The sequence below is a fragment of the Microvirga sp. VF16 genome (genome assembly GCF_016864375.1).
Lineage (GTDB): Bacteria > Pseudomonadota > Alphaproteobacteria > Rhizobiales > Beijerinckiaceae > Microvirga.
In genome coordinates this window covers 570,629-595,326 of record NZ_CP069355.1, presented here as the reverse complement: position 1 = coordinate 595,326, position 24,698 = coordinate 570,629, and the positions used below count along the sequence as shown (strand labels likewise).

General features: G+C 59.3%; 21 protein-coding genes and 1 pseudogene. 20 read left to right on the top strand and 2 right to left on the bottom strand.

The window, feature by feature from the left end:
- Window positions 1–150: 150 nt before the first annotated feature.
- Window positions 151–1,032, top strand: a complete 882-nt coding sequence (locus JO965_RS28240; RefSeq protein ID WP_203445366.1) for a LysR family transcriptional regulator — start codon at window positions 151–153, stop codon at window positions 1,030–1,032.
- Between the two features lie 2 nt (window positions 1,033–1,034).
- On the opposite strand, the gene JO965_RS28235 is transcribed toward JO965_RS28240, so the two are convergent.
- Window positions 1,035–2,357: an FAD-dependent oxidoreductase gene (locus JO965_RS28235; protein ID WP_203445365.1), complete on the bottom strand. Its 1,323-nt coding sequence runs from the start codon at window positions 2,355–2,357 to the stop codon at window positions 1,035–1,037.
- Window positions 2,358–2,811: 454 nt separating this feature from the next.
- Between JO965_RS28235 and JO965_RS28230 the strand changes: the two genes are divergently transcribed.
- The 14 genes and pseudogenes from JO965_RS28230 to pcaD all read left to right on the top strand — a co-directional run bounded on the left by JO965_RS28230 (window position 2,812) and on the right by pcaD (window position 17,143).
- Complete coding sequence (locus JO965_RS28230) at window positions 2,812–3,840, top strand: amino acid ABC transporter substrate-binding protein (RefSeq protein WP_203445364.1); 1,029 nt, start codon at window positions 2,812–2,814, stop codon at window positions 3,838–3,840.
- A gap of 30 nt (window positions 3,841–3,870) precedes the next feature.
- The gene (locus tag JO965_RS28225) at window positions 3,871–5,043 is read left to right on the top strand and encodes an amino acid ABC transporter permease (RefSeq protein ID WP_203445363.1); all 1,173 of its coding nucleotides are present in this window, start codon (window positions 3,871–3,873) and stop codon (window positions 5,041–5,043) included.
- Entirely contained in the window at window positions 5,043–6,158 is a 1,116-nt protein-coding gene (locus JO965_RS28220) for an amino acid ABC transporter permease (RefSeq protein ID WP_203445362.1), read from the top strand. Before JO965_RS28225 ends, JO965_RS28220 begins: the two co-directional genes overlap by 1 nt.
- Before the next feature lie 1,074 nt (window positions 6,159–7,232).
- Complete coding sequence (locus JO965_RS28215; protein WP_203445361.1) at window positions 7,233–8,180, top strand: amino acid ABC transporter substrate-binding protein; 948 nt, start codon at window positions 7,233–7,235, stop codon at window positions 8,178–8,180.
- A gap of 28 nt (window positions 8,181–8,208) precedes the next feature.
- Window positions 8,209–9,303, top strand: a complete 1,095-nt coding sequence (locus JO965_RS28210; protein ID WP_203445360.1) for an ABC transporter permease subunit — start codon at window positions 8,209–8,211, stop codon at window positions 9,301–9,303.
- Window positions 9,303–10,358, top strand: coding sequence for an amino acid ABC transporter permease (locus JO965_RS28205; protein WP_203445359.1), 1,056 nt, complete (start codon window positions 9,303–9,305; stop codon window positions 10,356–10,358). Before JO965_RS28210 ends, JO965_RS28205 begins: the two co-directional genes overlap by 1 nt.
- Window positions 10,359–10,412: 54 nt before the next feature.
- Window positions 10,413–11,162 (top strand): amino acid ABC transporter ATP-binding protein, encoded by a 750-nt coding sequence (locus JO965_RS28200; protein WP_203445522.1) that lies wholly within the window; start codon window positions 10,413–10,415, stop codon window positions 11,160–11,162.
- Window positions 11,163–11,355: 193 nt separating this feature from the next.
- Window positions 11,356–12,276: an NAD(P)-dependent oxidoreductase gene (locus tag JO965_RS28195; RefSeq protein ID WP_203445358.1), complete on the top strand. Its 921-nt coding sequence runs from the start codon at window positions 11,356–11,358 to the stop codon at window positions 12,274–12,276.
- A complete protein-coding gene (locus JO965_RS28190; RefSeq protein WP_203445357.1) occupies window positions 12,257–13,120 on the top strand; it encodes a sugar phosphate isomerase/epimerase in 864 nt (287 codons plus the stop codon). Before JO965_RS28195 ends, JO965_RS28190 begins: the two co-directional genes overlap by 20 nt.
- 210 nt (window positions 13,121–13,330) lie before the next feature.
- Window positions 13,331–14,293: a LysR family transcriptional regulator gene (locus JO965_RS28185; RefSeq protein WP_203445356.1), complete on the top strand. Its 963-nt coding sequence runs from the start codon at window positions 13,331–13,333 to the stop codon at window positions 14,291–14,293.
- Window positions 14,294–14,429: 136 nt separating this feature from the next.
- Complete coding sequence (pcaH, locus tag JO965_RS28180; RefSeq protein ID WP_203445355.1) at window positions 14,430–15,152, top strand: protocatechuate 3,4-dioxygenase subunit beta; 723 nt, start codon at window positions 14,430–14,432, stop codon at window positions 15,150–15,152.
- Window positions 15,152–15,778 carry a protocatechuate 3,4-dioxygenase subunit alpha gene (pcaG, locus tag JO965_RS28175; RefSeq protein ID WP_203445354.1) on the top strand — a complete coding sequence of 209 codons (627 nt, stop codon included), beginning with the start codon at window positions 15,152–15,154 and terminating at the stop codon, window positions 15,776–15,778. The genes pcaH and pcaG overlap by 1 nt, the downstream gene beginning before the upstream one ends.
- A gap of 22 nt (window positions 15,779–15,800) precedes the next feature.
- A pseudogene (locus JO965_RS48220) lies at window positions 15,801–15,952 on the top strand (3-keto-5-aminohexanoate cleavage protein); the annotation flags it as partial.
- Between the two features lie 12 nt (window positions 15,953–15,964).
- Complete coding sequence (gene pcaD / locus JO965_RS28170) at window positions 15,965–17,143, top strand: 3-oxoadipate enol-lactonase (protein WP_203445353.1); 1,179 nt, start codon at window positions 15,965–15,967, stop codon at window positions 17,141–17,143.
- Window positions 17,144–17,359: 216 nt separating this feature from the next.
- Here the strand turns inward: pcaD and JO965_RS28165 are convergent, their stop codons facing one another.
- Complete coding sequence (locus tag JO965_RS28165) at window positions 17,360–18,118, bottom strand: IclR family transcriptional regulator (RefSeq protein ID WP_203445352.1); 759 nt, start codon at window positions 18,116–18,118, stop codon at window positions 17,360–17,362.
- Between the two features lie 134 nt (window positions 18,119–18,252).
- Between JO965_RS28165 and JO965_RS28160 the strand changes: the two genes are divergently transcribed.
- The 5 genes from JO965_RS28160 (at window position 18,253) to ppdK (ending at window position 24,693) form a co-directional block, all read left to right on the top strand.
- Window positions 18,253–18,975: a 3-oxoacid CoA-transferase subunit A gene (locus tag JO965_RS28160; RefSeq protein WP_203445351.1), complete on the top strand. Its 723-nt coding sequence runs from the start codon at window positions 18,253–18,255 to the stop codon at window positions 18,973–18,975.
- Complete coding sequence (locus JO965_RS28155) at window positions 18,972–19,643, top strand: 3-oxoacid CoA-transferase subunit B (RefSeq protein WP_203445350.1); 672 nt, start codon at window positions 18,972–18,974, stop codon at window positions 19,641–19,643. Before JO965_RS28160 ends, JO965_RS28155 begins: the two co-directional genes overlap by 4 nt.
- 1 nt (window position 19,644) lies before the next feature.
- Window positions 19,645–20,658 (top strand): beta-ketoacyl synthase N-terminal-like domain-containing protein, encoded by a 1,014-nt coding sequence (locus JO965_RS28150; protein WP_203445349.1) that lies wholly within the window; start codon window positions 19,645–19,647, stop codon window positions 20,656–20,658.
- A gap of 11 nt (window positions 20,659–20,669) precedes the next feature.
- Window positions 20,670–21,728 carry a 3-carboxy-cis,cis-muconate cycloisomerase gene (locus JO965_RS28145; RefSeq protein WP_203445348.1) on the top strand — a complete coding sequence of 353 codons (1,059 nt, stop codon included), beginning with the start codon at window positions 20,670–20,672 and terminating at the stop codon, window positions 21,726–21,728.
- Between the two features lie 286 nt (window positions 21,729–22,014).
- On the top strand, window positions 22,015–24,693 hold the full coding sequence (gene ppdK / locus JO965_RS28140) for a pyruvate, phosphate dikinase (RefSeq protein ID WP_203445347.1): 2,679 nt from the start codon (window positions 22,015–22,017) through the stop codon (window positions 24,691–24,693).
- Window positions 24,694–24,698 lie beyond the last annotated feature (5 nt).

Below are 24,698 nucleotides of genomic sequence, written 5' to 3'. Positions count from 1 at the left end.
GTCTCCAACCTGCAGTTCCTGACGCGTAGTCGTAGGATCACGGTGTGTTGTTGACAATGACTACTTGGTCTCTACCATATGTCCTGATGGCAAGACATTAGGGTCGAGTTAATGTTCACGCTACGACAGATCGAGGTTTTCAATGCCGTGATGGAAACGGGATCGGTCGTCGGGGCGGCAAAGATTCTCAACGTTTCACAGCCTGTCGTTAGCCGGGTTCTTCGCCATCTGGAGGATCAGGCGAAAGTTCCGCTTTTCGAACGCGCGAAAGGAAGGCTTCAACCTACAGCGCATTCCGCAATTCTGTTCAGTGAAGTCTCCACGATATTCAAGAACGTCCGGAGTCTTCAGGAGTCTTTTAGGCGGATGGCGGTTGGGGAGGACATGGTGTTCCGCGTCGGCGCGTCACCGAGTCTGGCGGCGCACCTGGTTCCAAAGGCCATGCTACGGCTGCGAAAGCGATTCCCGAAGCTCATCATGCGCCTCGACGTGCTGTCCGTCTCGCAGGTTACCGATTATCTTGTGTTCGGCGAGGGCGAGATGATCGTTGGTGTTTTTCAGCAGGATCATCCGTCCCTATCAACCCAGCTCCTGGGATCAGGTGAGATCGTTGCCGTGACGCCGAGGTCATCCGATGACAGGGCCGGATTGATGGGCTTTGACCAGTTGGCTGAAATGGCGTCCGCAGACCTGATTGGGTTCGAGGACAGCACTCCCCATGGCCGCCCAATCTCCGAGTATCTTGCCAGCAAGGGTCTCCGTTACGAGCCGACGACGATCGTTCGCTTTGCTGAAACGGCCTGCCAAATGGTCGATGTCGGCCTAGGTTCCGCGTTCGTTGACAGTTTCACGGCCTCTGGTTTCGCCGGACGCAATATCTCGATCCGGCGGTTGCCGAATCCTCCAAGTATGAGCGTCTACGTTCACACGCATTTAGAGCGCGGCCTTTCGTCATTTGGGCGATATCTTCGAAATAGCTTGCGCTCAGAGGTGGAGGAGGCTCGCACGTGGCTCGCGAGCTTAACAGCCTAAGATCAGCCCCTGAAATGCTGACGAGTCTGTGTGCGGGCCGTGGAGTGGATGATCGCGCCCTGAGAGACTAACTCGCCCTGGAGGTCTTGGATGGTGAGGCTGCTTTTGGATCGAGCCATCAGCGCTGCTCCGATGCCAGCGGCCTGACCCGTTGCAAATGCGGTGCCCATCACCCGAACAGAGCCGAAAGCTCGGCTGTCTGCACCGATAAGGCGCCCCGCTACAAGCACATTCCGCAGATTTGGGATCTGAAGGGCCGAAAACGGCACTCCAAAGTAACCTTCCCCACCGACGGAGATGTATTCCTGTATTCCAGGAGCGTGATGGATTTCCATGGGCCAACCGCCAAGTCCGATCGTGTCGTTGGGAAGCACCGCTTGTATAATATGTTGACTCGTGATGCGCGTGATCGTCTCGGGGTGCCGGCTTTCGCGAACGCCAATCTGCGGTCCACTGGTGGCGAGATAGCAGTGCCTGAACGCACTGTCGGTGGTTTTGAGGATGTCGACGAGGCGCCAAGCGGCATCACGCGACTTGATTTCATCAAGGCTAAACGCTTCGCCCGCGCACGGGTCCGTGTCCAAATCCAGGGCCATCCACCAAATTTCCGAAGTGCCGGGGACTCTCAACACCACGCCACCATTTTCCCGAGCGGGGACGGCGGGAGCACTGGAATTGTATTCCGCTGTAGCAGCTCTGAATGGATCGCGGCTCAGTCGCCAATCCGGGTCTATCCCGCCAATTCTCACTGGAAAGGAGGCTGGCTGAACTTTCGCCGGCGAGGTCACGCGGGAGCGGTTGGCAAGAAAGCAGAGGGTGCCTTCCCCGGACGCGTCGACGAATGAATTTGCCCTGATGCAAGTGCTCCCGAAGTGACCACTGACTTGCAGGCTTGTGACATTGTCGTCTGCCATCGCGATGCCCGAGAGGGCCGCATGGTAGAGAACTGATACCCCTGCCTCGATCAGCACGCGGTCGAGCGCCACCTTCAACGCCTCCGGATTCAGCGTTACAATCCAGTTGCCTGTGGTTTTCAGGCGAGTTGGATCGGTGGAGACTCCAAGGCGTCGCATCTGCAGGAGAACATCAGATGCGACTCCACCTACAACTAGCTCGGCATTCGCTCGGTTGGCAAACAGGCCGCAATAGGCGAGGACGGATGATGCCGTGGCTGCCCCACCAGCAAACCCATACCGTTCGACGATAAGGGTCCGCGCCCCGGCTTGAGCAGCTCCAACCGCTGCCGCGACCCCTGCCGATCCGGCCCCAAGAACCACGACATCATATTCGACTTCGGAGCAGATTTGCGGTGTTGTGCTGTCCATCGTTTCACCAGATGCTTGCGTCGCCGGGACGCTGTAAGCTCTTCCTCGACTACTGTCTTGGACCGAAACTCGCTGAACTCACCAATGCGAAGATCGCGATGAGAAATGCCTTTAGGCTATGCCCCGGGCCAAAATTCCGACAAGCCAGTATGCATGTCAGTACGCATGTAATGTCTGCACGGTTTTTGGTGCTTCGAGCCCACGACCGGCAGCAATGAGCGACAGAGCTACTTCATTCTAGGTTGCTGACGCCTTAGCAATTCCAGCATGACATTGATTCACAAGAGCTTTTCCCTGCGGCCGTAAGGAGCATCTCAAGGCCGACGCCCACCAACCCTATGCTTTGAGGACATATACCATCCCGGTTTTTAATCGTGACGCCGTGATCCAGAAGTGATCTTCTTGAGTGGCATCCGGAACGGAGAACTTCCGGTAGATCGAAAGGGTGGATACCATGCGACTGAAATCTATCGTTGCAGCACTTGGCATACTCACAGCTTGGAACAGTGTTGCTTTTGCTGATGGGACCCTTGCTCAAGTCAAAGCGCGGGGAGAGCTTTTTTGCGGTGTTGGTGAGAACTTTCCAGGCTTCTTCTCTCCCGATGCAAGCGGCAAATATTCCGGATTCGACGTTGATTTCTGCCATGCCGTTTCAGCAGCGATTTTCGGGGATCCAAAGAAGGTGAAATTTCTGCCTGCCACACCATCAGCGCGCTTTCCCCAGCTTCAGTCAGGTCAGGTCGATATTCTCTCCCGTGCCGTCACGGACACTTTTACGCGCGATGTCAGTCTCGGCCTAGATTTCCCGATCGTGACATTTTACGATGGTCACGCTCTGATGGTCTCCAAGGCACTTGGGGCCAAATCCGGAAAAGATCTGGACGGCGCCAACGTCTGCACGCAGACTGGCCTTTCGACGGAAGTCATCATCGCTGATTACTTCAAATCGAGCGGCATGACCTACAAACCGGTCGTATTCGACTCGCGCGATCAGGCGCTGGCGGCATTCGAAAGCGGCCGATGCGATGTGTTCTCTTCAGACCGCTCCACTCTGTTTGCCTACAAGTCCGCGCTCAAGGCCCCGAACGACTTCATTGTGCTGGACGATACGATCTCGAAGTCCTTGAATGGGCCAACCGTCCGCCATGGCGATAATAACTGGGCCGATATTGTCCGCTGGACCGGCTATGCACTCGTCGCCGCCGAGGAATTTGGCGTGACGGCGGGCAACCTCGACGCCAAGAAGGCCGATCCTGCATCCCCTGCTGAAGTTCGGCGTCTGTTGGGTGTCGAGGGTAACTTTGGCGAAATGCTCGGCCTCCCCAACGATTGGGCCTACAAGGTGATCAAAGCGGTCGGTAACTACGGTGAGATTTACGAGCGCAACCTTGGCGCCGGCAGTAAGGTCCAGATCCCACGCGAAAAGACGCTGAACGCTCTTTGGAAGAATGGCGGCGCCATGATCGCCCCCTCCTTCCAATAAGACAATAGCGCTCAAACCTGGCGATGCAAAATGTTCTCTGAAGTCGCTCAGTCACAAGCAACCGGCCTGCGGCGCCGCAGGCAAAGCAATGATTTGGGGGGTATCGCCACCCAAATCATCCTTGCAGCCTGTCTGCTTGGGGGAGGATGGTATGTCATCTCGTCGACTCTCGCTAATCTGAACGCCAGGGGGATAACCACAGGCTTTGGCTTTCTGTTTCGGCCGGCCGGATTTGATATCGCGTTTTCATTAATCCCATTCTCATCGGCGAGTCCAATCTGGATGGCGTTGCTGGTGGGTATCACCAACACGCTTTTTCTCGCTGTGCTAGGCGCCATCGTTGGCACGCTGCTTGGACTGCTCGTCGTTTCTCTCCGGCTGTCACCAAGCCCCGCCGCTTCCAGTCTCGCTGCTGGCTATATTGGGCTGTTTAGGAATACGCCCATTCTTCTCCACTTGTTGTTCTGGTATTTCGCGGTCTTTTCGGCGTTACCCGGCGTGAGAGATGGCTTCACAATATGGGGTTCAATCTTTTTGAACAACCGAGGGTTTTTCATTCCTTCACCAATCGTCGCGTCGTGGGTCTGGATCCTTGCTATTCTTGCGGCCACAGCACCGGTGATTGCCAGCCGCTACATTGCAAAGCTGCGCCCGACATCACCGATGGCCCGCCTCGACGTCAGCCTTGTTATCAGCCTATTGCTGTTCTGTCTGATGATTGCCTTCGCTGTTCAATCCTGGGACGTGCCGGTTCGCGCTGGTCTGGGCATCCGGGGAGGGCTGGTAATCATTCCGGAGCTGCTGGCGGTTCTTGTCGCAATGTCGATCTACTCCTCGGCCTTCATAGCTGAGCTGCTAAGGGGTGCAATCGTCAACATTGACAAAGGACAGACCGAGGCGGGTCAGGCGCTTGGGCTCTCCAAGACCGTCATTATGAGACGCGTCATCATCCCCCAGGCCGTCAGGATGGTGATCCCGCCCTTGACCAATCAGTACGTCAACATGATCAAGCAGACAGCAATCGTCGCGTCGATCGCATTTCCCGACCTCATGCTCATCTTCGGTAAAACCGTTCTTACTCAAACCGGTCAGGCCATCGAGGTTCTAACGATCGTGACCAGCGTCTACCTTTCTATAAGCCTGCTCTGCGCCGGAATGATGCACGTTTACGACCGCAGCCTGCATATCCAGGGGAGGCGTTGATGGTGACCACACCTCAGTTCAAACCGTCTCTGAACGACACACGGACCCCTGTCACCATCGTCGCTGCGATCTCGAAGTTGTTTCGCAGAATGTTCGCCGATACCAAGAGTACTATCGCAACGCTTTTTGCCGCCGCCATCTTCTTGGGCGTGATCGTGCCCTTCTTGCAGTGGGCGCTAATCGATGCAGATTTTATTGGGACTCGGCCACAGGACTGCCATCGTGAAGGTGCGTGCTGGGTCTTTGTTTGGGAAAAACTCGGCCAGCTCATCTATGGTTTTTATCCCGCCGACCTCTGGTGGCAGGTCAACTTGTCCCTGATCGTCATCGTTCTTGGTTGCGCAGGGGCGTTTGCCCTTGCCCAAAGATATCAGATCGTCGGATCGATTATAGCCTATCTCACCACCGTCTTTGTCAGCTTTGAAGTCGTCGGCGGCGCCTTCCCCGGCATGACCTCTGTCCCGGTTGAAAAGTGGGGCGGACTTTCGATCACTCTTCTCCTGTTCACGATCGGAACCGGGATTTCCTTTATCTTTGGTGGGATTCTGGCGCTGGGCAGACGCTCCAAACGTCCGTTGATACGGGGCGTTTGCTCTGTGTATGTCGAGTTTATGCGAGGGGTTCCCCTCATCGCGATCCTATTCATTGCCGTCGTTCTCCTCCCGCTGTTCCTACCTGGTGGCGCAGAGGCCAACATGTTTTTGCGAGTCTTGATAGGTTTATGTCTCTACACATCTTCCTATATGGCTGAGGCGATCAGAGCAGGCCTCAATGCGGTCTCTCCGGGAAGTCGGGAAGCCGTCTACGCTTTGGGCATGTCACGCTGGAATGGCGAGAAGCTTGTCGTCTTCCCGCAGGCGCTGATCGTCTCGCTGCCGGGCGTCATCAATACCTTGATCGCTCTGGTCAAGGATACATCCCTGATCATTATCGTTGGCATGCACGATTTTCTCGGTTCGACGCAACTGGCAATGGCGGATGTCACATGGGGTAATGTGCTCTGGGAAGGATACGCCTTCGCAGGTTTGGTCTACTTTCTCATCTGCTACGGGTTGTCCTCAGTCGGCACACGCATTGAGAACTATGCCAATCGTTATCGAACGAGGGCCGTGTGACGCCCTAGCGGTCCTTTTCAGGCCCAGCCGCTGCCTATCTCGAAGATCGAGGTGACATGAAACTCGAGACCTCGAATGATATGAAGAACTGGACCCCTCGCGCCTCCAAAAGCACGCGAGGCGGATAAGGAATTGTCAGAGCTCTCCCTAGGCGGAGGTCCCGCGAGGGGAGGTGATGCGAACGCAGGATGACGTGGCGGCGAGGCTGCTGTTGAAGGCATTGGGCTAGGGCATCAGGCGGATTGCCCGGAAACTGAGAGGCAGTGCCCTGAACGTTTGCCGCTCTCCGGCCAGCTTCGATTTTGCCCAACCATCGATCGACGGGGCCAAATCCGAGAGCTGGCCACGGTCGGTTCATGGCCAATGGAGAGGCGGTTTTGTTTCTGCTGCACCTGCCCGGAGTCGGCAAGGCGAACCGGCGGTGGCGTGCGGCCGGGGACGATTGTGACTGGCTACCCAGACCTCTTGGGGTGAGTCACCGTGGGGGATTCTATTCAGCAATGGCAGCTTCGCCCAACCAGAAGTTCAAATCGACGCGTTATATGAGCCTGGCTTCGGACTCAGGCCTGTCGGACGCGATACTTGGCCTTGATAAAGGAATGGTGAGCATACTTGGGCATTGGCTTAATGGATTGACGACGTGGCAACGTACCACTGGGTCAGGTCCCTCCGTGCCTAATGCCTCAATGCACCAGCGGTGCTTGCTTGGGCACCTTGCTCCAGGTCAATCCTCATAACCAGCTTGGCCAATTCCGCCCAGTCGGGTCGAAGCCGGCACGCGAAGACTTGCGCCAGCAAATGATTGGAACCTTCAGGAAACGCGAATGATCACCTACGGGATTTTGCGCTTTTTTTGAAGCAATTCTGCCCATACTCTTCGATCAACTCTCTCCAGCTGTAGAGATTATCTCGGTTGAGAGAGCCGCGAAGTGATACCCACGCCCACTAGCTCGGGCATCGCTAAAACGCTCTCACATAAGCATAAGGGAACAAACGATGGGAAGAATACTCACACTGTTAGTCGGTTCCGCCGTGCCACTCCTCCTGGCCGCATCTCAGGCCAATGCGGGTGCGATGATCGACAAGATTAAGGCGCGTGGCGAAGTTCATTGTGGCGGTCAGGCAGAAGGGCTTGGCTTTCATACGCCAGATCCGAGCGGTAACTGGAAAGGCTTTGCCGTCGACTACTGCAAGGCGATTGCTACGGCATTGTTTAACAATTCAAGCAAGTTCGTCTACAAGCCGATGTCGTTCGTGCAGACTTTTACTGCCTTGCAAACGGGTGAGGTCGACATCATCACAACGTCAACGACCTACACGGTTTCCCGTGACGCTGTGCTTGGGCTTGAGTTCCCGCGAGTTTATTTCTACTCGGGCAATGCATTCATGGTCAAGAAAGCCGCGAATGTAACTAACCCTAAAGATTTAAACGGCGCGACGATCTGCAACATCACCGGCTCCACCAATGTGTCAAGTGTCGACGATTATTTTCGCAAGAACGGAATGACATACACGCCGGTCAACTTCGATAAGATCGACGACGCCTTCAACGCATACAAATCGGATAGATGCGACGCGATCAGCCAAGAACCGCCGGTACTCGCCTCCTTCCGTGCGTCTCTCGGCAATCCGGATGAGCATGTCATTCTGGATACGACGATCTCCAAGGAGCCTTTCGCGCCAGTTGTTCTTCAAACCGATCCCGATTGGGTCAATCTTGTCCGTCAGATCATCAATGCCACAATCACGGCAGAGGAGTTGGGCGTCAACTCCACAAACGTGGAAGAGATTGCCAAAACCAGTCAAGACCCCGAAGTGCGGCGGCTGCTTGGAGCAGAAGGTGACCTTGGCTCCAAGATGCATCTGGCGAATGACTGGGTTGCTAAGGTCATCAAGGCGGTCGGCAACTACGGCGAGATCTACGACCGAAACCTCGGTGCTAACTCGACTCTCAAGATTCCCCGTGGCATCAACAACCTTTGGTCAAATGGCGGCCTCCTCTACTCGCCACCGTGGCGCTGAGAACGGTTGAGATCGAAGGGGAATGATCATGACCTCTATGACGCCGAGCCCTGTCGCCAAGGGGCAGTTGCGAAGCCATGTTGTCACAATATCGGCAGTCATCTTCGCGATCGCTCTCATCTTTTTCTTTGCCTCATCCATTCAGCAAAGGTTGAGTGCAATCGGTCTCGGCGTCAGCTTCGATTATCTTCTCGCCCCAGCAGGGTTCAGCCTCGCGCAGAGCATCATCCCATTGCCTCCAGGTTCATCCAATCTGGCGGCGATTGGCGTGGGACTTGCGAATGCAATGGTTGTCGCACTTGTGGCAATCATTGGCTCGACACTGCTCGGGCTCTTGGCAGCTCTTGCTCGATTGTCGAGCAACCCACTCGCGGCGCGTATAGGACGCTTTTATGTGAACGTCGTCCGCAACGTCCCGTTGCTCGTGTTTCTGGTTTTTCTCTACCTCGCATTCCTGAGTCTGCCCTCGCCACGCGTGGCAGCTCCAATATTGGGTAGTTTCTATTTCACGAACCGCGGAATTGTTGTTCCCGGCCCCGAATTCTCTCCATTGTGGACGGCTGTTGGCTTCCTCCTCCTCCTCATCTGTCTTTGCGCGCGGTTCATGCCCTCACGGCCAAGACTGCTGATTTCCACGATGTTTAGCGTGGCCGTCGTAATAATCCTGGGTACAGCTCGTTACCAAGTCCCGTCGCTTGTCGGGTTCAGTATCAAGGGCGGAGCGACACTCAGTAATGAATTCGCCGCCATGGCTTTCGGCATCGCTTTCTATTTTGGTGCCGAGATGGCCGAAGTCATCCGAGCCGGCATTCTGTCTGTCCCGCGCGCGCAATCAGAAGCAGCGGCCGCCCTCGGTCTGCGTCGAAGCGCCGCTTTCCGTCTGGTCATCGCCCCGCAAGCTCTTCGGCTTGCGATCCCACCGACGATCAACGTCTACGTCAACATCATCAAGTCGACGCCATTGGGTGTGGCCGTCGGCTATGCCGAGATCATGACGGTGACGTATCAGATTATGCAGAACACCGGCCGGGCGATCGAGTCGGTTATTGTCCTCGCGATCATCTTCATGGCCATAAATGCCGCTTGTTCGGCGCTCCTCAACGGGTTGGATAGGGGACGTTGATGATCAAACAGCAGATCCAGATCTACTTTGGCTCTCCCGCCAGACTTCTGACGACCACCACATTGGGAGCGCTTGCTCTTGCATCTTTTTGGTGGCTCGCCAACTGGGCGGTCATAGAGGCGACGTGGCAAGGTGCCGCGTCAGACTGCCGGGCAAACGTCGGTGGCGCCTGCTGGCCTTTCCTCACCAACAAAATCAGCTTCATCCTTTTCGGATTTTTCCCACAGGAGGAGATAGGAAGGGTGGTCGCGGTCTGCGGAATCTTTGCAGCGTGCATCCTCTTTTCCCTATTTGCGATTGCGACAGGCAAGCAGGCTCTGTTGCGGTGGGTTCCAATCATCTGGGTGACCCAACTTGTCGGAGCCTTCTTGCTTATGAAGGGCGGCTTGCTCGGCCTCGCTCCTGTTCCCGATCGACTTTGGAGTGGCCTGCCGCTCACATTGGTACTCTCCGTGTGTACGATCCTCCTCGGCTTGCCGCTCGGAACACTCATTGCGTTGGGCCGAACTTCCGGAATTCGCGTCGTACGTATGCTTTGCCTTGGCTTCGTCGAAGTGATGAGGGCTCTGCCAATCATCGCGGTCCTTTTCATTGCCACGATCATTGTACCGTTGTTTCTCCCATTCCAAATCAATATCAGCAATCTATTCCGCGCCCTAATAGGGTTGCTGCTTGTGGCGGCAGCCTATTTCTCCGAGATCGTTCGCAGCGGCTTAAACAGTATCCCCAAATCGCAGTATGAAGCTGCTCATAGTCTCGGCCTTTCGAAGCTGCAGCGGCTGCGCTTGGTTATCCTCCCTCAAGTCTTTTCACTGGTGGTGCCACCGCTAGTGAGCCAGTCCGTTAGCTTGTTGAAGGACACGACACTGATCGTCATCGTGTCGCAATTTGACCTGGTCGGTACGGCCCGGCTGGCTGTCGCAGATCCGCAGTGGACCGGGTACTCGAACGAGGCTTTCATCTTCATCGGCGCGATCTACTTCGTCATGTGCTGGTCGGTTATCACGTTTGGAGAGCTGACCGAGAACCACGTGAACAAGGGAAAAAGGCGCTGAGAGAATTTGTTGGCATGGCCGACGCAATCTTCTCAAACAGGAGGCGAGATCTTGATGCGAACAGATGATCGAGGACCAGCGATAGAGTTCGTTGGTGTCAGCAAGTGGTACGGCCAATTTCAGGTTCTGCGTGATGTTTCCCTAACCGTCCCAAAAGGCAGCCGCGTTGTGCTCTGCGGTCCTTCAGGATCAGGAAAGTCCACCCTGATCAGGTGCATCAATCAGTTGGAGAGTTATCAGCAAGGGAAGATTCTGGTTGATGGCATCCATGTAAGCGATAAGCCGAAGGCGATGGATGCGACTAGGCGTGAAGTGGGCATGGTGTTCCAGCAGTTTGCCTTGTTTCCGCACCTCAGCATCATTGAAAACTGCATGCTTGCCCCTGTTCATGTGCGAAAGATGGCGGCTAAGGAGGCGCGGCCCCTGGCGCTCGAGCATCTGAAGAAGGTACGCATTGCCGATCAAGCCGACAAGTATCCGAGCCAACTTTCGGGCGGTCAACAGCAACGAGCTGCGATCGCGCGCGCCTTATGCATGCGCCCGAAAATCATGCTGTTTGATGAGCCTACTTCGGCACTCGATCCCGAAATGGTGAACGAGGTTCTTGATACTATGGTCGCACTAGCGGCGGATGGGATGACAATGGTCTGTGTCACGCACGAGATGGGTTTCGCGCGGCGTGTCGCAGACCGGGTCATTTTCATGGACCGTGGTCAAATTGTAGAATCCGCGTCGCCAGGCGAGTTTTTCGACCATCCCCAGAATGAACGCACCAAGGCGTTTCTTGGTCAGATCCTACACTGAAGCACCACACGCGGCTCTTCGAGGAGGAAAACAGTGGTGCCGCATGACATCGCCGTGGTCCTCCGAAGAGTGACTGCGAGGTCCGTCTCTTCTGAATGCTTCACGAATTCGAAAAGATAAGCCCCATCTATTTGCGATTTTCTTAGCTCGTGAAGCGCCGTAGTTTGCAAGAACCACTCTTCAGATGGAGAAGATGATGAAGGTATTCATTACTGGCGCGGCCGGCCAGATTGGGCAACGGTTGGCCCTAGGGCTATTGAAGCAAGGCCACGAAATCACCTGCCTTGATCTGGCACCGGCACCGGCCGGTCTTGAGAACGTCTGGGTTCAAGGCGATCTGAGCGATCTCGAAAAACTCTCGATGCTGATGGAGGGATTCGGCGCTGTCGTTCATCTGAGTGCTATTTCCGACCCGATCGAATGGGAGCGCTATCCGGAGATCATCGATGTAAACGTTGTCGGAACGTTCAATGTGTTCGAGGCAGCGCGGCGCGCAAACATCAAGCGTATCGTTTTCGCGAGCTCGATATGCGCGATTGGCCCGATTTCCTGGACTAAACCATGGACGCCAGATTATCTTCCCATGGACGACGATCATCCGCGTCGGCCCGACGATAACTACGGTGCGACGAAGTTGATGGGTGAAACTCTCGCTCGCGGCTTCCACGTCCGCTTTGGAATGGAAGTTGTCTGCCTGCGGTTTACAGGTGTTCTGTTCCCGGACAAACCGGAGTCTATCGAGCGCTATCAGAAATGGCTTTCGGATCCACACGGTGAGCTCGTGAATCGGCTGTGGTCATATTTGCGCAGCGAAGATGCTCTCGAGGCCATCGAACGCAGCCTTCGCGCGCCTAAGATTGGCTATGAGCGGGTTCTCCTCGCCGCCCCTGATTCGGCTGTGGGCAAGGAATCGCTGAGTAATCTCGTTGCGCAGCATTTCCCGCAGCGGCTGGCGCAAGTTCAGTCGCTCGAGAAAGTGGCTGGTGAAAATGCGTCCCTGATCAGCACTCAAAGCTGCTTCGACCTGTTCGGATGGAGACCGTCGCGCTCCTACCGGGACGTTCCTGGCCTTGCTCATCTAGCCGGAGGGGACAATGTCCGGGCACACGCTTAGCCTTGGCGCAATCGCGCTGGATATGCCTGACCTGTCGTTGGAAGAGATCTTCCGGACGACGGCGGAATGGGGTCTCAAGCACGTCGACCTCTACTACAAGGTCAACTACGTCGACTTTGATGTCGATGAGGTCAGGCGATTGTCGCGCGTGTACGATGTCCAGGTTCATTCTATCAGTACGCGCGGAATTCCACTTTCGCAGCGGCTCGACGTGACCGAGCAGCTTGAAGTTATCTCACAGGCGCTTGAGCACGCGGGTCAATTGGGAGCGGGCTTCTCCGAAAGCATGGCAGGCCCGACGAAGCTCAGCACGGCCGAGGCGGTGGATCGCTATGTGGAACTGATCAGCCCGATTGTTCGCAGAGCAGAGACACTCGGCGTCACACTCTTGGTTGAGAACGTTTTCAATCGTGACGAAGCACGGGATCCGACCGCCAGCGTCGAGGGCACCCGAATGCTCCTTGAGCGGGTGGGGTCAGATAACTTCGCTCTTTGCTGGGATATAGCCAACTTCGCTGTGAACGGAGAAAGCACCCATCCCCACCCTTACGAAGCTCTGAAGCCGTGGATCAAATATGTGCATCTCAAGGATACACTGCCCCAAGCCTCCTGTACGCTTCCCTATCAGGAAACAAAGCGGATCATGGTCGATCCTGAGAGAGGGGGATTCGTGTCTGTGCCCTTGGGCCAGGGCATCGTTGATGTAGACGGTGTGGTCGACCGCCTGATTCGCGACGAGTTTGCGTACCCGGTCACTGTCGAACTGTTCTGCAGTCCGGACAAGCGCGCGCCTTACTGGGATCAGACCGGACAGTGGTTAAAATCGAAGGGACTTTTGGCGTGAGGTCGTAGCTTTGTGGTCGGCGGCGTGCGCCGGCTTCATCCAGACTGGCTGACTACGGTAGGCGCGGCCCTGCCGACCGCACCGGGCTCTTCTCTCGTTGGGTCGGCGACACACTTTCGAGATATGTCTACCTTTTTTGGTTTCGATGCGGAGACTGATGGCGCAGACCTTCCTCAAAGTGCCATCTGTGGGAAGGGAGGACAGGTTGCAATGTTGGATCCCAAGGGTCTCAGAATACTCGTTGAACTGAATTCCCGTGGCACCATCACGGCAGTTGCTGAGGCGCTGGCGTTTTCCTTGTCGGCAATTTCGCAACGCTTGGCACAGTTGGAGATCGCAGCGGGCGTCCCTCTGACGGAGCGCGTCGGGCGCCGTTTGCTGTTGACCGAAGCCGGACAGCGCTTGGTGGCGCATGCCACGGGCATTCTTGCAAAGATGGAGGAGGCCGAAACCGAACTGGAGTTGCTGTCCGGTTCAGTGAGCGGAGTGCTGCGCATCGCATCGCTGGAAACGACACTCGGCACGGTTCTTCCAAAAGCGTTACCTGTGATGGAACGACGCTATCCGAACCTGAAGATCGAAACCCAAGAGATGGACCCTGAAGTTGCAATTCCCGCTCTTATTCGGGGAAGCTTCGATGCCATCCTGATCGATGACTATCGATATATGCGGCGATCGCGTCCGCCGGAACTGATCCTCTTTCCTCTCTGCTCCGATCCCATCCTGATTGCTTTTCCGGTGGAGCATGTCCTCGCTGGAGAACAGCAAGAATTCAATCTTGGCGATCTTGCAAGTGAGGTCTGGATCAGCACCAATGCCGGCAGCGAATTTTCCGAACTGCACGCCTATGTCTGCTCCACGTTTGGCGGCTTTCGGCCCGATGTGCGCCATAGAACAGACAATTTCGGCGTGAGCCTCGCTTTGGTCGCAAACGGCTGCGGGTTAGCGTTGGTGCCGGGCTTGGCTACTTTGTTTGCGCCACCAGGTGTCGTGTTTCGCCGTCCGGCCGACTTTTCGACGGACCGAACCGTATGTTTTGCAATTCGCGAGACGAGTTCGGCTCGCCCGGCCCTGACAGCGTTTCAAGGCGTGTTGGAGGAAGTGGCGGCCAATTTGAAACTGGCACCTCCTAAAAACGACAGCCGCATGGCAGCTACGAGCCTCGCGCCTTAGTCGCACTCCACCACGCGTACAAGGGTGCAGAAGAAGATCGTCACGGAGACCTTGGTTGAATTGGAAGCCAATCCCGAGCCTCAGAGGTGATGGACGGGAGCGAACCGCGCCGAGGTTCGGCGTTACGGGAAAAGAGATGAGAGAAGACATATATTATCAACGGGACAGGAACTGGCACCCGCCGGCTTTCACGCCGCAATACAAGACCTCCATCCTGCGCTCCCCACAATATCCGCTGCTCTCGCTCGACAACACGATCTCGGAGATGACGGGGCCGGTGTTCGGTCACTATAAACTCGGCCCGCTCGACAACGACCTGATCCGCAACTTCGCCAAGACCGGCGAGGCCATCGGCCAGCGCATCATCGTCTATGGCCGCGTGCTGGATGAGAACGCCCGTCCCGTGCCGGGTGCTCTGGTCGAGTTCTGGCAGGCCAATGCGGGCGGCCGCTACCGGCACAAGAAGGAAACTTATCTTGCGGCCATCGATCCCAATTTCGGCGGCTGCGGGCGCACGATCACGGACGAGGAGGGACGCTACTGGTTCCGCACCATCAAGCCCGGCGCCTATCCCTGGCCGAACGGCGTCAACGACTGGCGCCCGGCGCATATCCACTTCTCGCTCTTCGGCCACGCCTTCGCCCAGCGCCTGATCACGCAGATGTATTTCGAGGGCGACCCGATGATCTGGCAATGCCCGATCGTCTCGACGATCTCGGACAAGGCGGCCATCGACCAGCTCACCGCCGTGCTCGACCGCAACGCCACGCTGCCCATGGACGCGCTCGCCTACAAGTTCGACATCGTCCTGCGCGGCCGCCGCTCGACCATGTTCGAGAACCGGATGGAGGGGAACTGATGTTTCAGAAGCTCACAACGCTCAAGGAATCGCCCTCCCAGACGGCGGGCCCCTACGTCCATATCGGCGCGACGCCGAACTGGGTCGAGATCACCGGCGTGTGGGACGAGGATCTCGGCCTCGTCCTGGTCGGTCCCGACACCAAGGGCGAGCGGATCATCGTCAAGGGCCGTATCTTTGACGGCAGCGGCAACCCGATCAAGGACGCCCTGCTCGAGATCTGGCAGGCCGATGCGGAGGGGCTCTACAACAGCCCCGAGGAGAAGCGCGGCCAAGCCGATCCGAACTTCGTCGGATGGGGCCGCCAGCCGACGGACGGCACCACGGGCGAGTACCGCTTCGAGACGATCAAGCCGGGCCGGGTGCCCTACAAGGACGGCCGTCTCATGGCGCCGCACATCACGGTCTGGATTGTGGCGCGCGGCATCAATATCGGGCTGCACACGCGGCTGTATTTCGGCGACGAGGAGGCGGCCAATGCGGAATGCCCCGTTCTGGCCCGCATCGAACACAAGGTCCGTGTTCTAACCCTCATTGCATCCCGCATGGAGGAGAACGGCATGCCCATCTATACCTTTGACATCCATCTGCAGGGTGAGAGCGAAACCGTGTTTTTTGACATTTGATTGTCAGTTTCGGATCATTGCGATGAAGCTTGTTGTCACTGCCGTTGCCATCACCGGCTCGGTGCCGCGCAAGAAGGATAATCCTGCGGCACCGATCCTGCCGCCCGAGCAGGTGGAGAGCACGAGGCCTATGAGGCAGGCGCCAGCCTCGTCCACATTCACGTGCGCAACGATTGGATCTGACTGATGCCCTGGATCAAGGTGAATGGCGTTGAACTCTCCTATGAGCTCAGTGGCCCCTCGGGCTCTCCCGTGGTGGTGTTTTCGAACTCGCTCGGCACAACGATGGCGATGTGGGACTGGGTCGTTCCGGCTCTGCGCGGGCGCTACCGCATTCTGCGCTACGACACGCGCGGACACGGGCGCTCGCAGGTGCTCGACGAGCCCATTACAGTCGACGATCTGGCCGATGATCTCCTCGGCCTCCTTGATGCACTCCGGATTTCACGGGCTCACGTGGTCGGGCTGTCGCTCGGCGGCATGACCGGCCAAGTGCTGGCTAGCCGTGATCCCGATCGCGTGATCAGCCTCACCTTGATGGCCACCTCGGCCTACATGCCGAGCCAGCAATCGTGGAATGAGAGGGCCTCCCTGGTGCGGGCGCAGGGCATGGGGGCCATTGTCGAGGCCACGATGGGACGTTGGTTTACGGCGGGCTACCCGGCCCAGGCGCCGGCGTGCGTCTTACCCATTCGGGATGCTTTCCTGAGCATCGACCCGGTGGGCTATGCCGTCTGTTGCAATGCCATCGGCTGCATGGATCTGAGACCTGTCATTCACCAGATAGCGGCCCCGACGCTCGTCATCGCCGGAGCGGATGATCCGGCCACTCCGGTAGCGATGGCGGAGGAAATCAGGACCTTGGTTCCTGACGCCGAGATGATCGTTCTTCCACGGGCCGCGCACCTGCTCGCCGTCGAACAGGCCGAGAGGACAGGTGCCTCTCTGGCCTCGTTCCTGGACCAGCACCGGGAGGTTCGCACCGAAGAGGCTCCCGGTGCGACGCCGTTCGAGGTGGGGCTCCAGAACCGCAAGAGCGTGTTGGGCGAGGACCATGTGGAGCGGTCGCTCGCCACGGCCGGTGCCTTTGCGCAGCCCTGGCAGGACTTCATCACGCGTACGGCCTGGGGCGAGGTGTGGGGTGACCCGCGCCTGCCATGGAAGACTCGCTCGCTGGTGACGCTCGCCATGATGGTGGCGCTGCACCGGGAAGAGGAGTTCAAGCTCCATGTCCGGCCAGCCTTGCGCAATGGGGTGAGTGTCGGCGAGCTGCAGTCGCTTTTGCTGCAGAGCGCGATCTATGCCGGCGTGCCGGCCGCAAACGCGGCATTCCGCTGGGTCCGTGAGGTGCTCGGCGACGAATAGGCGCGAACCAACCATCAATAGTGATTGTTCATCAGGAGCTCTGATGCGTCCACAAAGGCGTATGGACATTCTGACGATCTTTCCTCGTCCCTTCGGGGAAGATCACCGCCCGGCACTGCATGCTGGCGGACGGAATCAGCCATGCGCTCTGCTTGTCATGGCGGACGACATGGAACCGGCACATGGCTGAGGAACCTCCAATGCAGTGATGGTGCCTCAGCGCATCACACGTTTGGCCTCGCGTTGAATTTTCAGCAGGGCGGGCAAATAGCGGGCGACGAGGTCATCCCCACTACCAATGGCCGGCAGGCCGAGATTGAGCGCCGCCACAGTCTTGTCGCGCGCGTTCAGAAGCGGCACCGCAATGGAGCGCAGGCCTAGTTCGACCTCTTGGTCAACCACAGCAAAACCTTCGGCGCGAATACGAGCAAGCGCGCCCATTAAAGCCTCGACGTCGGTGATCGTGTGGGGTGTACGGGCGGGCAGCGGCGCCTGCATCAGGATCGCTTGCGCCTCGACCTCGGGCAGGGCTGCGAGCAACACGCGGCCCATCGAGGTGCAATAGGCAGGCAGGCGCGAGCCGGGCATCAGACTGATCGACATCACCTTCTTCTGCGCCGCACGGGCGACATAGACGATGTCGCTGCCATCAAGGATCGAGACAGAGGAGCTTTCGCCGAGCTCCTCCGAGAGTTGGTCAAGCCAGGGCTGCACCAGCTGTGGCAAAGGCATGGTGGCGAGGCATGCGGTGCCAAGGCGCAGCACACGTGGAGTGAGGGTAAAGAACTTGCCGTCGTAATCGGCGTAGCCAAGTTGCGCGAGCGTCAGGAGACAGCGCCGCGCCGTCGCGCGGTCAAGCCCTGAGGCAACGGCAACCTCGGTAATTGACTGGCGGGGACGTTGGGCGGTGAAGGTTTCGATCACCGTTAATCCTTTGGCCAAGCCGCCCATCGTGTCGCGTTGGGAGATGGTCATTGTTGTCTCGTTCTGTGCGCTATCGTAACAAATGCAGTATATCGCACAAATCGTTTGGCACGCTAGCTTGGATCGGCCTATGTCTCCCTCGCAGCTAGAGGATGAACTCATCCTCTGGCGCGAGAGGAGCGCCGATGGACAAGACAATCCCTAATCGGGCTGAGGCCGTCGCGGGAATTGGTGATGGTGCAACGGTAATGATCGGCGGTTTCGGCGGCGCAGGCTCGCCGATCGAGCTGATCCATGCGCTGATCGACCGGTTCCGTGCGACCGGCAGCCCTAGAAACCTGACAGTCGTGAACAACAACGCAGGCAATGGCCATGTCGGCCTTGCGGCGCTCATCGAACACGGGATGGTCCGGAAGCTGATCTGCTCGTTTCCCCGCTCCGCGGACCCGCGTGTGTTCACGGAGAAGTATCTGGCCGGAGAGATCGAGCTGGAGCTGGTGCCGCAAGGCACACTCGCCGAACGCATCCGGGCGGGCGGGGCGGGCATCCCGGCTTTCTACACGCCCACGGCCTATGGGACCGAACTCGCCAAGGGCAAGGTGATCGCCGAATTCGATGGCCATCCCTACGTGCAGGAGCGCTGGCTGAAGGCTGATTTCGCGCTGGTGAAGGCGCATCTGGGCGACCGGCACGGGAACCTGACCTACAGCAAGGCGGCACGGAACTTCAATCCGCTGATGTGTATGGCAGCGGCAATCACCATCGTGCAGGTCAGCCGCATCGTGGTGCCGGGCGATATTGACCCCGAGCAGGTCGTCACGCCCGGAATTTTCGTGCAAGGACTCGTCGAAGTGCCCGACCCTCAACAGGAAGAAGTCCTGAACCGCGCCGGAGCGCACTATCCATGAGCCTCAAGCTTTCCAATGCCCAGATCGCCTGGCGCGCCGCGCAGGACATCGCCGATGGCGCTTATGTCAATCTTGGCATCGGCTTCCCCGAAGTGGTGGCCCAGTACCAGCCTCCTGGGCGCCAGGCGATCTTTCACACCGAGAACGGCATCCTGAACTTCGGCGAGTCCCCGGCGGAGGGGAGCGAGGACTGGGACCTCATCAATGCCGGGAAGAAGGCTGTGACACTGAACCCGGGCGCTGCCTTCTTCCACCATGCCGACAGCTTCGCCATGGTGCGGGGCGGGCATCTGGACGTGGCGATCCTCGGGGCCTACCAAGTGGCCGAGACCGGCGACCTAGCGAACTGGAGCACCGGGCCCAAGGGTGTTCCGGCGGTGGGCGGGGCCATGGATCTGGTCCACGGTGCCAAGCGCGTGGCGGTGATCACCGACCATGTGACCAAGGATGGCCGGCCCAAGCTGGTGAAGCGCTGCACTCTCCCGCTGACGGGGGTGGCCTGCGTGACCCGCGTCTATACCAGCCTGGCTGTGATCGACATCGAAGGCAGCCGTTTCGTTCTGCGCGAGAAGCTGCCCGCCCTGTCGCTGGACGCGCTGCAGGCGCAGACCGGGGCCGAGCTTCTCATCCAGGATCAAGTGGCCGATCTGATTGTTCCGGAGCTGTGAGATGCGGGAAGCTTTTATCTGTGCCTATGTGCGCACGCCGATTGGCCGCTATGGCGGAGCCCTGGCGGGCGTGCGCGCCGACGATCTCGCCGCCGTGCCGCTCAAAGCGCTCCTGGAGCGCCATGCGGGCCTCGACTTCGAGGCCGTCGACGACGTGATCTACGGCTGCGCCAACCAGGCTGGCGAGGACAACCGCAACGTCGCCCGCATGGCCGTGCTGCTGGCCGGGCTGCCCGGATCCGTCTCCGGCACCACCATCAACCGCCTGTGCGGCTCGGGCCTGGATGCGCTGATCACTGCCGCCCGCGCGGTCAAGGCGGGCGAGGCGGACCTGATGATCGCCGGCGGGGTGGAGTCCATGTCCCGCGCCCCCTTCGTCATGCCGAAGGCGGAGAGTGCCTTCTCCCGTGCCGCCGAGATCCACGACACCACCATCGGCTGGCGCTTCATCAACCCGCTGATGAAGCAACAATACGGCGTCGATTCCATGCCCGAGACCGGCGAGAACGTGGCCGCGGAGTTCGGCGTCTCGCGGGCCGATCAGGACGCCTTCGCCCTGCGCTCTCAAGCGAAGGCGGCGGCCGCGCAGAAGAATGGTCGTCTGGCGCAGGAGATCGTTCCCGTGACGATCCCGCGCCGCAAGGGCAATCCGGTGGTGGGCGGAGCCGCGGCCGGCGTGCCGCCGCGGATCATGGGCATCGGGCCTGTGCCGGCCACCCGGAAGCTCTGCGCGCGGCTGGGGCTCAAGCCCACGGATTTCGACGTGGTGGAGCTGAACGAGGCGTTCGCCAGCCAGGGCCTCGCCGTGCTGCGGGAGCTGGGGATCGCGGAGGATGCGCCGCATGTCAATCCGAACGGCGGTGCGATTGCGCTCGGGCATCCGCTCGGCATGTCCGGGGCGCGGATTGCCGGCACGGCGGCGCTGGAGCTGAAGCTGACGGGCCTGAAGCGGGCGCTCGCCACCATGTGCGTCGGCGTCGGCCAGGGCATCGCGATTGCCCTCGAGACCGTTTGAGGAGTTTGGCGATGGAAGCGCTTCCTCATTCCCTGCTGCATGTTCTCATCGGCAACGCGGAGGTTGCCACCTTCTTCTCAAAGGAAGAAGAGCTTTCGGCCATGCTCGATGTGGAAGCCGCCCTTGCGGGGGCTCAGGCCGAGATCGGGCTGATCGGGAAGGATGCCGCACAGAGGATCGCGGAAGCCTGTCGCGCGTTCCGTCCTGATTGGAAAGCGCTGTCGGAGGGACTCGCGCAGGATGGCGTGATCGTCCCCGCCTTCGTGAAGCAGTTGCGGGCCACCGTCGGAGAGCCCCATGCCAAAGCGGTTCATTTCGGTGCTACCAGCCAGGACATCATCGACACCGCTCTCATGCTGCGCCTGAAAGGCGTGATCGACGTCTTTGGGCAGCGCCTTGATGCGCTGATTGGCGATCTTCACGCCATGAAGGCGCGGGATGGCTCCATTCGGTTGATGGCCCACACCCGGATGCAGCAGGCGCTGCCCTTCACGGCAGCCGACAAGATCGAGACTTGGATCCAGCCTTTGGAACGGCACAGGGAGGCTTTGGAAAATCTCGCGCCACGCCTGTTGGTCGTTCAGCTCGGCGGCCCTATCGGCACACGCGGCGAGATGAGGGGCCACGGCGATGCGGTGGCCGATGCCATGTCCGGTCTTCTCGGTCTGGGCTCCGTTCCCGCCTGGCATTCGCAGCGCGACCGGATCGGCGAGTTCGGGGCTCTCCTATCGCTTGTCTCGGGAACGCTTGGCAAGATTGGGCAGGATGTCACTCTCATGGCACAGAACGAACTCGGTGAGGTGCACCTTGCCTCAGGCGGCGGCTCGTCGGCGATGGCGCACAAGTCCAATCCTGTTCTGGCGGAAGTGCTCGTCACGTTGGCCCGCCTCAATGCAGGCCTCCTCGGCACGCTGCATCAGGGGCTCGTGCATGAGAACGAGCGCTCCGGTGCTGCCTGGACACTCGAATGGATCGTCCTGCCGCAAATGGTGGTTTCGGCCGCAGCAGGATTGAAGAAAGCTCTGACCCTTGTCGAAGGGATTGAGATTGTCTCGTCAGGGGAAGCCTAAGAGCCTCGCTGAAAACTCTCAGGGCGCATCCAATGGACTCCATTCCAATCATGTTACTGAGCTCAATCAGATCCAGATTGGACCGCTTCCCACCGTTTTTATTGCGAGGAGCGGGGGGAAGACAGCCGGGGGCACAGCGGCTGCGTTTTGAGTCAGACACTAAGTTCGGTGGCGCTAGCATTGAGCCCCCCTGCATTAGTCAACTCGTTGGTGTGGGCTGGTGCTAAACGGAATGCGGGAGCGGCCGGTTAGCTCGATACTTTCACAATTTCGAGGATAACTAACAATGACGCAGTGGGTCTATACCTTCGGGGACGGTAAGGCCGAGGGCCAGGCGGGAATGAAGAACCTGCTCGGTGGCAAGGGGGCCAATCTGGCCGAGATGTCCAACTTAGGCCTGCCGGTGCCGCCGGGCTTCACCATCACGACGGAGGTCTGCACCTATTACTACGACCACGGCCGCGCCTATCCCGAGGAGCTGACAAGCCAGGTCGCCAATGCCCTGGATTTCGTCGGCAAGCTGACCGGCCGCACCTTCGGCGATGCCGCCAATCCGCTGCTCGTCTCGGTCCGCTCCGGCGCCCGGGCCTCCATGCCCGGCATGATGGACACGGTGCTCAATCTCGGCCTCAACGACGTCACCGTCGCGGCGCTGGCCAAGGGCGCGGGCGACGAGCGCTTCGCCTATGACTCCTACCGTCGCTTCATCACCATGTATTCCAACGTGGTGCTCGACATCGAGCATCACCACTTCGAAGAGATCCTCGACGAGTACAAGGACCGCAAGGGTTACTCGCTCGACACCGACATGACCGCCGCGGACTGGAAAGCCATTCTCCCGCGCTACAAGGCGCTGGTCGAGAAGGAGCTCGGCAAGCCCTTCCCGCAGGAGCCGCACGAGCAGCTCTGGGGCGCCATCGGCGCCGTGTTCGGCTCCTGGATGAACAACCGCGCCATCAAGTACCGTGAGCTGCACGCCATTCCGGCGAGCTGGGGCACGGCGGTGAACGTGCAGGCCATGGTCTTCGGCAACATGGGGGAGACCTCCGCCACCGGCGTGGCGTTCACCCGCAATCCCTCGACAGGCGAGAAGGAGCTCTACGGCGAGTTCCTGATCAATGCTCAGGGCGAGGACGTGGTGGCGGGCATCCGCACGCCGCAGGACATCACCGAGAAGGCCCGCATTGCATCCGGTTCCGACAAGCCTTCGATGGAAAGCGCGATGCCGGACGCCTATGGCGAGCTGGTGCGCATCTACGGCATTCTCGAAAAGCATTACCGTGACATGCAGGACATGGAATTCACGGTCGAAACGGGCAAGCTCTGGATGCTCCAGACCCGCAACGGCAAGCGCACGGCGAAAGCCGCCTTGCGCATCGCCGTGGAACTCGCCTCCGAGGGCCTGATCACGCAGGAGGAGGCGATCACCCGCGTCGAGCCGGCGGCCCTCGACCAATTGCTGCATCCCACCATCGATCCCAAGGCCGAGCGCAAGATCCTCGCCAGCGGCCTGCCGGCCTCGCCGGGTGCTGCGTCCGGCGAGATCGTGTTCAACTCGGACGATGCGGAAGCGGCCAAGAAGGCCGGTCACAAGGTCATTCTGGTGCGCGTCGAGACTTCGCCTGAGGACATCCACGGCATGCACGCGGCGGAAGGCATTCTGACCACCCGCGGTGGCATGACCTCGCACGCCGCCGTGGTGGCCCGCGGCATGGGCAAACCCTGCGTCTCGGGCGCCGGATCGATCCGCGTCGATTATGCCAAGCAGACGCTGACGGTGGCGGGGCAGACGCTGAAGAAGGGTGATGTGCTGACCATTGACGGTTCCAACGGCCAGGTGCTGCTGGGCCAAGTGGAGATGCTGCAGCCGGAGCTGTCGGGCGAGTTCGCCACGCTCATGGGCTGGGCCGACAAGGTGCGCCACATGAAGGTGCGCGCCAATGCGGAAACGCCGCTCGATGCCAAGACCGCGCGCAACTTCGGCGCGGAGGGTATCGGGCTCTGCCGCACGGAGCACATGTTCTTCGAGGCCGACCGCATCGTCGCCGTGCGCGAGATGATCCTCTCCGACGACGAGGCTGGCCGCCGGGCGGCGCTTGCCAAGCTGCTGCCGATGCAACGCCAGGACTTCGCCGAGCTGTTTTCGATCATGAGCGGTCTGCCCGTCACGATCCGCCTGCTCGATCCGCCGCTGCACGAGTTCCTGCCGCATTCGGAAGAGGAGATGGAGGAGGTGGCAAGGGCCATGAACGCCTCCGTCGACAAGCTCAAGCACCGCGCCCGCGAGCTGCACGAGTTCAACCCGATGCTCGGCTTCCGCGGCTGCCGTCTGGCCGTCGCTTACCCTGAGATCGCCGAGATGCAGGCGCGCGCGATCTTCGAGGCGGCGGTCGAGGCCGGCAAGACGACAGGCCGGCCGGTCGTGCCGGAGGTCATGGTGCCACTCGTGATGACGAAGGCGGAACTCGACCTCGTGAAGGAGCGCATCGTCGCCATGGCGGAAGCAGTGGCCAAGGAAAGCGGCGTCGCCGTCGAGTATCAGGTCGGCACCATGATCGAGCTGCCGCGCGCGGCCCTGCGTGCGGCTGAGATCGCGGAATCGGCGGAGTTCTTCTCGTTCGGCACCAACGATCTGACGCAGACGACGCTCGGCATCTCGCGCGACGATGCAGCCTCGTTCCTCGGTCCATACACGCAGAAGGGCCTGCTGCCGGCGGATCCGTTCGTGACCATCGATCAGGACGGCGTGGGCGAGCTCGTCAAGCTCGCGGTCGAGCGCGGCAAGGAGACGAGGCAGAACATCAAGCTCGGAATCTGCGGTGAGCATGGCGGTGATCCGGCCTCAATCCATTTCTGCCAATCGGTTGGGCTCGATTACGTGTCCTGCTCGCCCTACCGCGTGCCGATTGCGCGCCTTGCCGCCGCGCAGGCAGCGCTCGGCAGCAAAGCCGCGAGCCAGGCTTAAAGGCA

Excerpts from the sequence above, each read along its gene's own strand:
- JO965_RS28240 (WP_203445366.1), top strand. The coding sequence starts at position 151 with ATGGAAACGGGATCGGTCGTCGGGGCGGCAAAGATTCTCAACGTTTCA.
- JO965_RS28235 (WP_203445365.1), bottom strand. The coding sequence starts at position 2,357 with ATGGACAGCACAACACCGCAAATCTGCTCCGAAGTCGAATATGATGTC.
- JO965_RS28230 (WP_203445364.1), top strand. The coding sequence starts at position 2,812 with ATGCGACTGAAATCTATCGTTGCAGCACTTGGCATACTCACAGCTTGG.
- JO965_RS28225 (WP_203445363.1), top strand. The coding sequence starts at position 3,871 with ATGTTCTCTGAAGTCGCTCAGTCACAAGCAACCGGCCTGCGGCGCCGC.
- JO965_RS28220 (WP_203445362.1), top strand. The coding sequence starts at position 5,043 with ATGGTGACCACACCTCAGTTCAAACCGTCTCTGAACGACACACGGACC.
- JO965_RS28215 (WP_203445361.1), top strand. The coding sequence starts at position 7,233 with ATGATCGACAAGATTAAGGCGCGTGGCGAAGTTCATTGTGGCGGTCAG.
- JO965_RS28210 (WP_203445360.1), top strand. The coding sequence starts at position 8,209 with ATGACCTCTATGACGCCGAGCCCTGTCGCCAAGGGGCAGTTGCGAAGC.
- JO965_RS28205 (WP_203445359.1), top strand. The coding sequence starts at position 9,303 with ATGATCAAACAGCAGATCCAGATCTACTTTGGCTCTCCCGCCAGACTT.
- JO965_RS28200 (WP_203445522.1), top strand. The coding sequence starts at position 10,413 with ATGCGAACAGATGATCGAGGACCAGCGATAGAGTTCGTTGGTGTCAGC.
- JO965_RS28195 (WP_203445358.1), top strand. The coding sequence starts at position 11,356 with ATGATGAAGGTATTCATTACTGGCGCGGCCGGCCAGATTGGGCAACGG.
- JO965_RS28190 (WP_203445357.1), top strand. The coding sequence starts at position 12,257 with ATGTCCGGGCACACGCTTAGCCTTGGCGCAATCGCGCTGGATATGCCT.
- JO965_RS28185 (WP_203445356.1), top strand. The coding sequence starts at position 13,331 with ATGTTGGATCCCAAGGGTCTCAGAATACTCGTTGAACTGAATTCCCGT.
- pcaH (WP_203445355.1), top strand. The coding sequence starts at position 14,430 with ATGAGAGAAGACATATATTATCAACGGGACAGGAACTGGCACCCGCCG.
- pcaG (WP_203445354.1), top strand. The coding sequence starts at position 15,152 with ATGTTTCAGAAGCTCACAACGCTCAAGGAATCGCCCTCCCAGACGGCG.
- pcaD (WP_203445353.1), top strand. The coding sequence starts at position 15,965 with ATGCCCTGGATCAAGGTGAATGGCGTTGAACTCTCCTATGAGCTCAGT.
- JO965_RS28165 (WP_203445352.1), bottom strand. The coding sequence starts at position 18,118 with ATGACCATCTCCCAACGCGACACGATGGGCGGCTTGGCCAAAGGATTA.
- JO965_RS28160 (WP_203445351.1), top strand. The coding sequence starts at position 18,253 with ATGGACAAGACAATCCCTAATCGGGCTGAGGCCGTCGCGGGAATTGGT.
- JO965_RS28155 (WP_203445350.1), top strand. The coding sequence starts at position 18,972 with ATGAGCCTCAAGCTTTCCAATGCCCAGATCGCCTGGCGCGCCGCGCAG.
- JO965_RS28150 (WP_203445349.1), top strand. The coding sequence starts at position 19,645 with ATGCGGGAAGCTTTTATCTGTGCCTATGTGCGCACGCCGATTGGCCGC.
- JO965_RS28145 (WP_203445348.1), top strand. The coding sequence starts at position 20,670 with ATGGAAGCGCTTCCTCATTCCCTGCTGCATGTTCTCATCGGCAACGCG.
- ppdK (WP_203445347.1), top strand. The coding sequence starts at position 22,015 with ATGACGCAGTGGGTCTATACCTTCGGGGACGGTAAGGCCGAGGGCCAG.